The sequence below is a fragment of the Rhizobium sp. RU36D genome, assembly GCF_900176345.1.
Taxonomy (GTDB): Bacteria; Pseudomonadota; Alphaproteobacteria; order Rhizobiales; family Rhizobiaceae; genus Allorhizobium.
Genome location: NZ_FWXU01000003.1, coordinates 259,688 through 272,054, shown reverse-complemented (window position 1 = coordinate 272,054; position 12,367 = coordinate 259,688). Strand labels below are relative to the sequence as shown.

Genomic DNA, 12,367 nt, shown 5'->3' with positions numbered 1-12,367 from the left:
CGCACCTGCGCTTGCGACTGCGTCGGGGAAGTAATAGCCGGAGTTGATCAGGTATTGAAGCGGAAGTGAATCACGTCTCCGTCGTGCACGACATATTCCTTGCCTTCGTCGCGGCCCTTGCCGGCTTCCTTGGCGCCAACTTCGCCCTTGTAGGCGATATAATCGTCATAGGAGATGGTGAAGGCACGGATGAAGCCGCGCTCGAAATCGGTGTGGATCACACCGGCGGCCTGCGGTGCCTTGGTGCCGCGCACGATGGTCCAGGCACGGGTTTCCTTGGGGCCGACGGTGAAATAGGTGATGAGGTCGAGCAGGTGGTAGCCTGCACGGATCAGGCGGTCGAGGCCGGCTTCGTCGAGACCAAGGGCGGAGAGAAATTCGGTCGCTTCCTCTTCCGGCAGTTGGGCGACTTCAGCTTCGATGGCGGCCGAGATGATGACGCATTCCGCACCCTGTTCGCGCGCCATGGCGGCGACAGCCTCGGTGTGCTTGTTGCCGGTCGCGGCATCGGCTTCCGCCACGTTGCAGACGTAAAGCACGGGATGCGAGGTCAGGAGGTTCAGCCCCTTCAAGATGGCGATCTCGTCGGCGCCCAGCGTCTTCAACAGCAGGCGGGCCGGCTTGCCCTCGTTCAGCAGCTTCACCACCGCTTCCATGATCGGCAGTTGGGCAACCGAGTCCTTGTCCTTCGAGGCTGCGCGCTTGCGGGTCTGGTCGACACGGCGCTCCAGGCTTTCCAGGTCGGCCAGCATGAGTTCCGTCTCGATGGTTTCGGCATCGCCCACCGGGTTGATGCGGCCTTCGACATGGGTGATGTCGTCATCCTCGAAGCAGCGCAGCACGTGGACCACGGCATCGACTTCGCGGATATTGGCGAGGAACTTGTTGCCAAGACCTTCGCCCTTCGACGCGCCGCGCACCAGGCCGGCGATATCGACGAAGGAGATGCGGGTCGGGATGATTTCCTTGGAGCCGGCGATCGCGGCGAGCTTCTGCATGCGCGGATCGGGAACTGCCACTTCACCGGTGTTCGGCTCGATGGTGCAGAACGGATAGTTGGCGGCCTGCGCGGCTGCCGTCTTGGTCAGCGCGTTGAAGAGGGTGGACTTGCCGACATTCGGCAGTCCGACGATACCGCATTTGAAGCCCATGGATGCATTCCGTCACGTAAATCGGGGATATGGCCATGCCTATGGGGGAAGGTGGCGCCGGGGTCAAGGGTGGAGGCTGGTTATTGCGCTGCAAGGCTGTCTGAGGCAGGATGGAATCCGACGGTGGCGACAAGAGGAGCCTGGAGCATGGTTCGTGTCACAATCGGCATACGCGGTCAGGTGACGCTTGACCCCGACCTTATGGAAGAATTGGGCGTGAAGCCGGGCGACGAAATCGACATCGAAGTGCCCGCCCGCTCCGACCTGCCTAAGAGTGCCAATGAGCCCAAAGGTTCCGTTGTCGCTCTGCGCGGTCTCTTTGCCCATAAAGCCAATCGACCTGTTTCAATCGAGGAGATGAATGAGGCAGTCGCCGCGGGTTGGGCCGGCGAGGTCAAGCTTTGAGGGTGACGGTCGACACGAATGTCCTGGTGAGAGTGTTGACCAACGATGACGAAGCTCAAGCGGAGAAGGCCACCGACTTTCTTACCTTGCACGAGCCCGTTGTCACCAACCAGGTCTTTTGCGAACTCCTATGGGTGTTGGCGCGCGTTTATCGCTTCAGTCGTTCCGAACTGAGCCAGGCGGTCAGGGCCATCATCAACACGGAAAGCGTTATCTTCGATGCGCCAGCAGTGGCTGCCGGGCTTGAGTTCCTCGAAAGCGGTGGCGATTTTGCCGATGCCGTCATTGCCGTCGAAGGTGAACGTTTCCAAGCGGAGACGTTCGTAACCTTCGACAGGGATGCTGCTCGACGCTTCTCGGCAAGTCGGCGCCCCTGTATTAATCTGAACGCGCCATGACAACCGATGTCATCTCATGACGAAAGTCGCCGATGCCTGACAAGGATGTGACACTGAAACCGAGACTGAAGACCGTGCCGAAAGTCGAGCGGCCGCGGCTCTACAAGGTCATCCTGCTGAATGACGACTATACGCCGCGGGATTTCGTGGTGATCGTGCTGAAGGCGGTGTTTCGCATCGGGCCGGAGACCAGCTATCGGATCATGATGACCGCGCACCAGAAGGGTTCGTGCGTGGTTGCGGTGTTTACACGCGATATTGCGGAGACAAAGGCCAAGGAGGCGACCGATCTCGCCAAGGAAGCCGGATTTCCCCTGATGTTTACGACGGAACCGGAGGAGTAGTTAAGCTCAGTCCGTTGCGTGCAACGGTTTGTTAGCCTTCTTGCTTCATAATCTTGACGTTGGAGTCTCCGGGTTTGAGTCGTTCCGCTGTTGGGACGCCCGGGTGACATCGTAGGCGGTATAGCCGTCTGGGATGAGGGCTCCAAAGGAGGTCGCATGGAACATGATGTGGCTATCTGGCACTACATCGCGGGCATTGGCATGTTTTGCTGCCTTGGTGCGCTCGCGCATGTCTGTCGTGCGCTGTTCAATCCCGTTAATGATCGCTCACCTGACTTCTCCACCCTGGAGATGGCGCTTGACGACGATCTGCCGGGCGAACAGGGACCGCTTCGCACCGATTACGATGCGAGCGGACATTATCGGCTGACGTCGATGCGCAACCTGCGCAATGCGGTTGCGCTTTCGGCTCTGTCCGGCCTGTGTGTCATGCTGGCGTCGCCCGACGTTGCAGCCGTCATGGCCAAGGTGGTCGATACCGGCCTCGGCAGCATGGACAATATCCTGGCCTTCCGCATCGAGACCGCCAGCTGGTCGTAATCCTGTCGCGACTTCGGTGTCGCCTGTTGACCGGGCGGGCCGTCAAGACTTGTCGTCTTCATCCTTCCTGGCGAACATGCGCTTCAGCATATCGGCCATGGGACCGGTCTCCGGCAGTTTCTTGGGCTGGGCGAAATTACGGGCCTGCCGGATGTGGGACTGGCCTTGCGGCTTTGCGGGCTTCGCCGCTTTCTCGCCTTTCTCGTCGTCGGCCTTGCCACCCGTCGCCAGCGCCAGCTTGTTCATGAGCTGGGATTCTTCGCCGCGCACCAGCATGTCGGCGTTGTCTGCCAGCGCCTTGAGCAGAGGATCCAGCCAGTCGCGGTCGACCTTGGCGAAATCGCCCAGCACATGACCCTGGACGCGCGCCTTGTCGCCGGGATGGCCGATGCCGAGCCTGAGACGTCGATAGGGCAGGCCGCAATGGGCGTCCAGCGACTTGATGCCGTTGTGGCCGCCATGGCCGCCGCCGGTCTTGATGCGGACCTTGCCCGGCGCGAGATCGAGTTCGTCATAGATGGCGACGAGATTTTCAGGGCCGAGCTTGTAGAAGCGCATGGCCTCACCGACGGCTTCACCCGAGACGTTCATATAGGTCTGCGGCTTCATTAGCAGCACCTTTTCGCCTGCCAGCGAGCCTTCGGAAATCTCCGCCTTGAATTTCCTCGACCAGGGCGAAAAGCCGTGGCGACGCTGGATGGCATCCACCGCCATGAAGCCGATATTGTGCCTGTTGCCCGCATATTGGGCGCCGGGATTGCCGAGGCCGGCGAGGATGATCATGAGCCTGGTCCATGTCTCGTCTTCAACGAAACGGCCCGAAAATCGGGGTGATTTTCGGGCCGTCTATCAGTCTATCAGGCCGGAACCGGTCCGGCGAGCCCTTGATCAGGCTTCGGCTTCTTCGCCTTCGGTCGTGCCGCCAGCCGGTGCCACGATCGTTGCAATGGTGAAGTCGCGGTCGGTGATGACGGGGGTCACGCCGGCCGGCAGCTTCACATGCGAGATGTGCAGGCTGGCGCCGATCTTGTGACCTGCGAGGTCAACCGTGATGAATTCCGGAATGTCGCTGGCCGGGCAGTGCAGTTCGACTGCGTGACGGACGATGTTCAGCACGCCGCCAACCTTGATGCCGGACTTGTCTTCGTTGATGAAGTGAACCGGCACTTCAACAACGACCTGGCTGTCGGCCGATACGCGCAGGAAGTCTACGTGCATGGTGAAGTCGCGAACGACGTCCAGCTGGTAGTCCTTCGGCAAAACGCGGATCTTTTCGCCATTGATGTCGATCACGGCAACGGTGGTCATGAAACCGCCGGCGTGAATGCGCTTGGTCACCTCGTTGGTGTTCAGCGAGATGGAGATGGGGGCCTGCTTGTCACCATAGATGACAGCGGGAATGAGACCGTTGCGGCGAAGTTCACGGGAGGACCCCTTACCAACCCGTTCGCGCGTTTCGGCCTTGAGCTCGTAAGATGCGTGGCTCATGGCATTTCCTTTCGATGTTATATGGAGAGCCTTGCGGATAGGCATGCGCCGGGCCGCAAAACCGGAGGCGTTGTCAAAACGCTTCCATCCGCGTTGCCTCCAAGGGTGTCTACGCGGGTGGGCGCGCTATAATACAGTCAGCCCGGAAACGCAAGAAGCGGCGGGCTTTTCGGCCGCAATTGCCGGTTTTGTCGATCCGGGCTGCGGCAAGATCGTTCGGTTAGGCGGCCAATAAGCAATATGCTAACCATTATTGGCAAGCCTTTTGAAATTGACGACTGTTAAATCATCATCTGTTGAAATGCTATTATGGCCGGTGAAACATGCTGAACGTCCTGACCTGTATCGTAGTTGAGCACGATTCGGTCTTTCTTGCCGCAGCCGTCGCAGTCTGCGTGCTGGGTTCGCTGCTGACGATGCGGCTCTTTGCCCGCGCGCGCAACAACAGGGGCATGACGCGGCTCAGCTGGCTTGGGCTGACGGCGATCGTTGGCGGCGCCTCGATCTGGACCACGCATTTCGTCGCCATCATGGGATATGACGTGGCAACGCCGAGCGGCTATGAGCCGGTCGTCACCTTGCTGTCGCTGGTCAGTGCCGTGCTGACGACGGGCGCCGGCCTTGCCATCGCTGCCTATGCGACACGCGGCCTCTTGATTGAGGGTGGCGGTGCGATCCTCGGCCTTGGCATTGCGCTGATGCATTATCTCGGCATGTCGGCCTATCAGGTTCAGGCCGACATGGTCTGGGACACCACTTATGTCGTCGCTTCGCTGGTGCTCGGTGCGTTTTTCGGTGCGCTCGCCACGAACAGGGTGGCGCGCCCTCATACACGCTTCTGCATGTATGGCGGTGGCGTCTCGCTGATTTGCGCGATTGCCCTGATGCATTTTACCGGCATGACAGCGGTAACCATGGTGCCCAATGCCGAAGCGCTGGCGCCTGTCGATGTCTTGCACAACGGCGTGCTGATCGTGGTGATCCTGTCGATCATCACGGTGATCCTGTCGCTCGGTGCCACGACCTATGCGATTGACATGCAGACAACGCGAGCCTCGTTTGAGCGCTACCGCCATCTGTCGCTGCATGACGCCTTGACGGGCCTGCCGAACCGCACAGCATTCATGGAGCATATCGAACGCCTGCTGGAACGGTCGGTCGATCGCACGGGCAAGATGATGGTCCTGTCCTTCGATCTGGATCGCTTCAAGGAAATCAATGACGTGCGGGGTCATGCGGCAGGCGACCACGTGCTGCGCACGGTGTCGGCGCGCATGGCGGCGAAATTGCGCGACGGGGAGTTCATCGCCCGTACCGGGGGCGATGAATTCGTAGCCGTTTCCGGCGCCTATTTCACCCAGAAGGATGCCCATCAACTGGCGCAGCGGCTGATCACGGAGATCTGCCAGCCGATCGATTGGAACGGCGAAGTGATCGGTGTCGGCACGAGCATCGGCATATCGCTCTATCCCGACAATGCCGAGACCATCGACGACCTGCTGGCCCAGGCCGATGTCGCCATGTACCGGGCGAAAGCGACGGGATCGAACAATATCTGTTTCTACGACACGTCGATGGACCAGGCGGCGCGCGAGCGCAATGCCCTGGCGCTGGACATGCGTGCCGGCTTCCAGCGGGGCGAGTTCGAACTCTACTACCAGCAGCAGAACAACACGGTCGGAGGAGAGCTCGTCGGTTTCGAGGCCTTGATGCGCTGGAACCATCCGGTTCGCGGCAAGGTGTCGCCGGTCGAGTTCATCCCGATTGCGGAAAAGACCGGCCTGATCATCGAGCTTGGCAACTGGGCGATCCGGGAGGCCTGTCGCGAGGCCACCACCTGGAAGCGCCCCCTGCGTGTGGCGGTCAATGTCGCGCCGCAGCAGCTTGCCAACAACAACCTGCCTGCCGTCGTGCACCAGATCCTGATCGATACCGGTCTTGCGCCGCATCGGCTGGAGCTGGAGATCACCGAGTCCGGCATCATTGCCGACCAGCAGCATGCGCTGCACATCATCCGTCAGCTGAAGGTGCTGGGCGTGAAGATCGCGATGGACGATTACGGCACCGGGTATTCGTCGCTGTCGACGCTTCAACTGTTTCCTTTCGACAAGATCAAGATCGACCGCGGCTTCATTGATGGCGTCGCAACGAGCCGGCAGTCGGCGGCCATCGTGCGGTCGACGCTGATCCTGGCGGCGAGCCTCGATATCCCCGTCCTGGCCGAGGGCGTGGAAAACGAGGAACATATCCGCTTCCTGACGGCCGAAGGCTGCCATCAGGTGCAGGGCTATTTCTACAGCCGTCCCGTGCCGCGCGGCGATATCCAGGAGATGGTCAACCGCGAAGGCGCGGATCCGGACAGTGCGGTCGCGCCGGACCAGCAGGAGCCTGTCACACGGGCGGCCTGAGGTCATCCTTTCGTCGCGGGTCGTGATTCCCCGATTGAAAGATGCCGGTACCGCGCTCATGATGCCATGGCATCCGGAGGAGCGCATGCGGCATCTCACAACACATTCCGACAGGGTTTACGATACGGCATCTCAGCGGTCCGCGGCGATCAGTTCGCCGATTGCGGCCTCCTGGCGTCGCTGCCTTGATGTGCACCATCTCGCCCCGGAGGAGGCGCGGCGGCCGGTTCAGGTCGAGCAGGCGCGGTTCGAGGAGGCCCGGCAACGGCTGCAGCCGGTCATCGAAGCCTGCGCGGAGGACTTCGACCGGCTTTACCAGACGGTCGGGCGCGCCGGTTGCTGCATTGTCTTGTCCGACCGGGATGGCGTGATCGTCGATCGCCGCAGCGGTGCTGGCGATGACGTTGATTTCCGGCGGCTGGGGCTCTGGCAACAGAATGTCTGGAGCGAGGCCAGTGTGGGGACCAACGGCATCGGCACGGCGCTCGCCGATGAGCGTCCCGTCGTCATCCATCGCGACCAGCATTTTCTATCCTCCAACATCGCGCTGAGCTGCGTGACAGCACCGTTCCGGGATCATCTCGGTCGGGTGGCCGGGGCGGTCGATATCTCAACCTGCCGCGATGACGTGAGCGAGCTGACGCTGGCGATCCTGTCGCAATCGGTCCGCGATGTCGTGGGCCGCGTGGAATCCTGCCTGTTCCGGCTGGCTTTTCCGGCGGCGCGGATGGTTCTGGTTCCGTCAGGCTCTTCCGTTGCCAGCGCGCTGCTTGCGGTCGATGCCGACGATGTGGTGGTGGGCGCCAACCGGGCGGCGCGATTGGCGCTGAAGCTGGACGATGCTGCCCTGGCACGGGGATTGCCGGCCGCCGACGTATTGCTGGAGCAGCGACCGTCAGGCGCATCGGAACTCGACGATGCCGAGCGGGCGGCGCTTCGCCGGGCCTTGTCACGCAGCAACGGCAATGTGTCGCAGACAGCGCAGGAACTCGGCATCAGCCGCGCCACGCTGCACCGCAAGCTGAAGCGCTTCGGCCTGCAATGACATTCCTGTCCGTATGTGTCGCATAACTGAAACAGTGTGCGCTGCGATATGGCCTGTGGTGACTACCGCCGACCGGGATTCGCGATGATCATTCGCCCACGGCCCACGGAGGGGCTGCCATCATCAGGGAGGATGAAGACATGAATATTCAGGTTCAACCGGTCGCAGGCACGCCGTTCAAGCTGAAATACGGCAATTTCATCGGCGGCGAATTCCGCGAGCCGGTCAATGGCCGCTATTTCGAGAACATCACGCCCGTCACCGGCGGCAAGCTCTGCGACGTGGCGCGCTCGGACGCCAGCGATATCGATCTGGCGCTGGATGCCGCCCATGCCGCCAAGGACAAGTGGGGCCGCACCTCGACTACCGAACGGGCGAACCTCCTCAACAAGATCGCCGACCGCATGGAGGCCAATCTCGAACTGCTGGCGCGCGCCGAGACCTGGGACAACGGCAAGCCCCTGCGCGAGACCATGGCCGCGGATATTCCGCTGGCGATCGACCATTTCCGCTATTTCGCCGCCTGCGTGCGCTCCCAGGAAGGCACGATCGGCGAGGTGGATCATGACACGGTCGCCTATCATTTCCATGAGCCACTCGGCGTCGTCGGCCAGATCATTCCCTGGAACTTCCCGATCCTGATGGCGGCCTGGAAGGTGGCGCCTGCGCTCGCCGCCGGCAATTGCGTGGTGCTGAAGCCGGCCGAGCAGACGCCGGCCTCCATCCTGGTTCTCGCCGAACTGATCGCCGATCTTCTGCCGCCGGGTGTGCTCAACATCGTCAACGGCTTTGGCCTGGAAGCCGGGAAGCCGCTGGCGACCAGCCCCCGCATCGCCAAGATCGCCTTTACCGGCGAGACCTCGACCGGGCGGCTGATCATGCAATATGCCAGCCAGAACCTGATCCCGGTGACGCTGGAACTCGGCGGCAAGTCGCCGAACATCTTCTTTGAAGACGTCATGCGCGAGGACGACGACTATCTCGACAAGGCGCTGGAAGGCTTTGCCATGTTCGCGCTGAACCAGGGCGAGGTCTGCACCTGCCCGAGCCGGGCGCTGGTGCATGAGAAGATCTATGATCGGTTCATGGAAAAGGCGATCAAGCGCGTGGAAGCCGTGCAGCAGGGGCATCCGCTGCAATTGTCGACCATGATCGGTGCGCAGGCCTCCAGCGAGCAGCTCGAAAAGATCCTGTTCTATATCGACATCGGCAAACAGGAAGGTGCGGAGGTGCTGACCGGTGGCTATCGCAACGAACTGCCGGGCGAACTGGCCGGCGGCTATTACGTGAAGCCGACGGTGTTCCGCGGGCACAACAAGATGCGCATCTTCCAGGAGGAGATCTTTGGGCCTGTTGTGTCCGTCACCACCTTCAAGGACGAGGCCGAAGCGCTGGAACTCGCCAACGACACGCTTTATGGCCTCGGTGCCGGCGTGTGGAGCCGCGATGCCAATACCTGCTACCATTTCGGCCGGAACATCCAGGCCGGTCGCGTTTGGACCAATTGCTACCATGCCTATCCGGCCCATGCGGCCTTCGGCGGCTACAAGCAGTCGGGCATCGGTCGCGAGACGCACAAGATGATGCTCGACCACTACCAGCAGACCAAGAACATGCTGGTGTCCTACAGCCCGAAGGCGCTTGGGTTCTTCTGATGGTTCCGCACCTCCCCCTTGAGGGGGGAGGTCGCAGCGGAACTGCGGGTGGGGGTGACTGTGCCGCCGCCGAAAGGGTCACCCCACCCCGGCACTGCTTGCCGACCCTCCCGCACAAGGGGAGGGTGCGCCCGTTGCTCTGATTTGCCCCTCACCCTAACCCTCTTCCCGCAAGCGGGGAAAGGGGACTTGCTGGAGCCAGTCATGACCAAACAAGATGAACCCCGCGTCATCGCCACCGATACTGCTCTGACCTTGATTGCCGAAATTCGTCTCGAGCATCCCGACATCCTTTTCCACCAGTCCGGTGGCTGCTGCGATGGGTCGTCGCCGATGTGTTATCCGGCCGATGAATACAGGGTGGGCGAGACGGATGTGCTGTTGGGTGAGATCGGCGGGGTGCCGTTCTATATCCATGCCTCGCAATATGCGCTGTGGCAGCACACGCAATTGATCATCGACGTGGTGCCGGGTAGGGGCGGCATGTTCTCGCTCGACAATGGTCGGGAGAAGCGGTTCCTGACGCGATCACGGCTGTTTGGTGGCGACGAGGTTTGTCCCTTGCCGAGCGAGACGGGTATCCCGAAATGAAAACCCCGTGGCAGGCATCGGCCTCCACGGGGTTTCCCTGTGTATTTTTGCCGGTTACGTCAGGCCGCGCGGCTCTGGCGGTAGGCGGCCACGGGGGCTGCGCCGATCTGGAAGTGGCTGACCTGCTGGGTCAGGCCATCAGCCTCGCTGGAGAGCGCAAAGGCGGCAGCGGTGGTTTCCTCGACCATGGCGGCGTTCTGCTGGGTGACGTGGTCGAGATCGTTGACCGAGGCGTTGATCTCGCCCAGCCGGCCTGACTGTTCGCGGGAGGCCGCGGCAATCGCGCCGATATGCTCGTTGATCGACACGATGTTGGCCTCGATCAAATGCAGGCTCTCGCCGGTCTTCAGAACGAGGGCCACGCCACCTTCGACATCGGCCGTCGAGGTGTTGATCAGGTTGTTGATGTCGCGGGCAGCACCTGAGGATTTCTGCGCGAGTTCGCGGACTTCCTGGGCGACGACCGCGAAGCCCTTGCCGGCTTCACCGGCGCGGGCGGCTTCAACCCCGGCGTTGAGCGCCAGCAGGTTGGTCTGGAACGCGATCTGGTCGATGACGTCGATGATCTGGCGGATCTTGGCCGAGGAGCTTTCGATCCGTTCCATGGCAACGATGGCTTCGTTGACGACGGTGGACGAGGTCTTGGCACCATTCAGAGCCGTGGCGGCAACATCGACGGCGGTCTCGCAACGCTTGAGCGCGTCATTGACCGAACCGGTCATTTCGCCCAGCGCCGCGGCTGCTTCCTCCAGCGAGGCTGCCTGGCGCTCGGTGCGGTGGGCGAGGTTTTCCGAAGCCGACTTGAGATCGCCCGAGCCGGCGCGGATCGTGTCTGCGCTTTCGCTGATGCTGCGGATCGTCGCTTCCAGCTTGTCGACCGAGTCATTGAAGTCAAGCCGGAGGTGATCGAGCGAGGGAACGAAGGGACGCTCGATGCGCAGGTTCAGCTTACCGGCCGAGAGGTTCTGCAGGCCAGTGGCGAGAGCCGAGACGGCATCCTCCAGTTCCTGGGCGCTGCGGGCCTTCTCGGTTTCGCGCTGCCGGCGCTCCTCGTCGATCTGCTGCCCACGGGTGACGGCGTCGGCTTCCATGCGTTCCTTTTCGAGCGCATTCTGGCGGAAGGATTCCAGCGCCCGTGCCATGGTGCCGATTTCGTCGGACCGGGTGGTGGCCTTGATGTCGATATTCTTGTCGCCGTCGTTCAGCCGGTTCATCAGCTTGGCGAGATCGGTGAGCGGACGGGTGAGGCTGGACGAAACCAGCACGCCGACGCCGCCCATGCAGGCCAGCACGGCGACGGTCGCCAGGAATGCGTACCAGGCCAATTCGTTGGCGGCCGCCAGTACTTCCTTTTCGCCCTGGCCGATCACCAGCAGATGCGGCTGGCCGAAGACGTCAACCGGCAGATAGGAGTAGAACGTGCCCTTGCCGCTGGTATCGGAGAACAGGGTGCCGGTCTGCTGGGTCTTGGCGGCGTCTGTCAGGCGGCCTGGAATGCTGGCGCCGGCGCCGGTCGAGACAGTGCCGCTGCGCAGGGAGCCGGTGCTGGACAGGAGATAGGCATCGTCGATCGTCTTGCCGAGCCCTTCAGGAGCCAGAACACCATCCATCTTGGTAGCGGAGATGCGCATGATGATCGTGCCCTTGCGCACGACCTGGCCCCAGACGGAGATGGCGAGCGGCTTGGCGACGAAGGCGGAGACCGTGCCGTCCTCGGACTTGAAGTCGACGAAACCTGACCGATGAATCTGGTCGTCGGCGCCGGCCTGGACAGCATCATAGACCGTCTTCATCGCGGCGTTCTGCGGATCGGTGACCTTGGTCAGGAATTCCGGACCCTTCGTGACGCTGTAGATGATCATGCCATTGGTGTCGGTGACGAAGATATCGCTGACATTCGAATTCTTCCAGGCACTGGAAATGGTGCCGTGAATGCCGGCGTGGCGCACGCCATAGAGCAGCTTCAAGCCGGCGCCATCGAAGGCGGCGCGCTGCTCGGGCGTCTTTGAGGGATCCTGGAAAGCCTTGATGACGTCAGCCGCTTCGATGCCGATCAGGTTCGTCACCGTTTCCGACGCTTCGCCGATTGCGGTGTTCTGGGCAAGCTCTGCCAGCGATTGGTCCACCCGCTGGGTATAGGCCTTGATGGCCTTGGCCTGGTTGCCAGCCACGGAATCGAGCCGGAGTTCGCTGGCTTCGATCAGGCCCGACTTGCCGATCTGATAGCTGATGGCGCCGACGGAAAGGCAGGAGACCAGCGTTGCGCCGAGCACCAGCGTCGCAAACTTGGCCTTGACGGACGAAAATGGTCCGGACTTTGTACCCTTAATAGACATAAAACA

General features: G+C 61.8%; 12 protein-coding genes. 8 read left to right on the top strand and 4 right to left on the bottom strand.

The features are described from left to right. Nucleotides 1-47: 47 nt before the first annotated feature. The gene (ychF, locus tag B9A97_RS05865) at nucleotides 48-1,151 is read right to left on the bottom strand and encodes a redox-regulated ATPase YchF (protein WP_084364078.1); all 1,104 of its coding nucleotides are present in this window, start codon (nucleotides 1,149-1,151) and stop codon (nucleotides 48-50) included. 147 nt (nucleotides 1,152-1,298) lie between these two features. Here ychF and B9A97_RS05860 point away from each other — a divergent pair, with 147 nt between their 5' ends. From B9A97_RS05860 to B9A97_RS05845, 4 genes are all read left to right on the top strand, one after another. Then, nucleotides 1,299-1,556: an AbrB/MazE/SpoVT family DNA-binding domain-containing protein gene (locus B9A97_RS05860; RefSeq protein WP_084364077.1), complete on the top strand. Its 258-nt coding sequence runs from the start codon at nucleotides 1,299-1,301 to the stop codon at nucleotides 1,554-1,556. A gap of 2 nt (nucleotides 1,557-1,558) precedes the next feature. Continuing rightward, nucleotides 1,559-1,954, top strand: a complete 396-nt coding sequence (locus B9A97_RS05855; protein ID WP_143530339.1) for a type II toxin-antitoxin system VapC family toxin — start codon at nucleotides 1,559-1,561, stop codon at nucleotides 1,952-1,954. A gap of 32 nt (nucleotides 1,955-1,986) precedes the next feature. Next, nucleotides 1,987-2,298, top strand: coding sequence for an ATP-dependent Clp protease adapter ClpS (gene clpS / locus B9A97_RS05850; RefSeq protein ID WP_084364075.1), 312 nt, complete (start codon nucleotides 1,987-1,989; stop codon nucleotides 2,296-2,298). 156 nt (nucleotides 2,299-2,454) lie between these two features. Beyond that, nucleotides 2,455-2,838, top strand: coding sequence for a hypothetical protein (locus B9A97_RS05845; RefSeq protein WP_084364074.1), 384 nt, complete (start codon nucleotides 2,455-2,457; stop codon nucleotides 2,836-2,838). Between the two features lie 42 nt (nucleotides 2,839-2,880). On the opposite strand, the gene pth is transcribed toward B9A97_RS05845, so the two are convergent. Then, nucleotides 2,881-3,621 (bottom strand): aminoacyl-tRNA hydrolase, encoded by a 741-nt coding sequence (gene pth / locus B9A97_RS05840; protein ID WP_084364073.1) that lies wholly within the window; start codon nucleotides 3,619-3,621, stop codon nucleotides 2,881-2,883. Nucleotides 3,622-3,726: 105 nt separating this feature from the next. Beyond that, the gene (locus B9A97_RS05835) at nucleotides 3,727-4,326 is read right to left on the bottom strand and encodes a 50S ribosomal protein L25/general stress protein Ctc (RefSeq protein ID WP_084364072.1); all 600 of its coding nucleotides are present in this window, start codon (nucleotides 4,324-4,326) and stop codon (nucleotides 3,727-3,729) included. 323 nt (nucleotides 4,327-4,649) lie between these two features. Between B9A97_RS05835 and B9A97_RS05830 the strand changes: the two genes are divergently transcribed. The 4 genes from B9A97_RS05830 to B9A97_RS05815 all read left to right on the top strand — a co-directional run bounded on the left by B9A97_RS05830 (nucleotide 4,650) and on the right by B9A97_RS05815 (nucleotide 10,025). After that, complete coding sequence (locus B9A97_RS05830) at nucleotides 4,650-6,734, top strand: putative bifunctional diguanylate cyclase/phosphodiesterase (RefSeq protein WP_084364071.1); 2,085 nt, start codon at nucleotides 4,650-4,652, stop codon at nucleotides 6,732-6,734. A gap of 85 nt (nucleotides 6,735-6,819) precedes the next feature. After that, a complete protein-coding gene (locus B9A97_RS05825; protein WP_084364174.1) occupies nucleotides 6,820-7,779 on the top strand; it encodes a helix-turn-helix domain-containing protein in 960 nt (319 codons plus the stop codon). 140 nt (nucleotides 7,780-7,919) lie between these two features. Next, nucleotides 7,920-9,434, top strand: a complete 1,515-nt coding sequence (gene adh, locus B9A97_RS05820; protein WP_084364070.1) for an aldehyde dehydrogenase — start codon at nucleotides 7,920-7,922, stop codon at nucleotides 9,432-9,434. Between the two features lie 204 nt (nucleotides 9,435-9,638). Then, on the top strand, nucleotides 9,639-10,025 hold the full coding sequence (locus tag B9A97_RS05815) for a DUF779 domain-containing protein (RefSeq protein ID WP_084364069.1): 387 nt from the start codon (nucleotides 9,639-9,641) through the stop codon (nucleotides 10,023-10,025). 59 nt (nucleotides 10,026-10,084) lie between these two features. Here B9A97_RS05815 and B9A97_RS05810 read toward each other — a convergent pair whose 3' ends face one another. After that, complete coding sequence (locus B9A97_RS05810; RefSeq protein WP_084364068.1) at nucleotides 10,085-12,361, bottom strand: methyl-accepting chemotaxis protein; 2,277 nt, start codon at nucleotides 12,359-12,361, stop codon at nucleotides 10,085-10,087. Nucleotides 12,362-12,367: the final 6 nt, after the last annotated feature.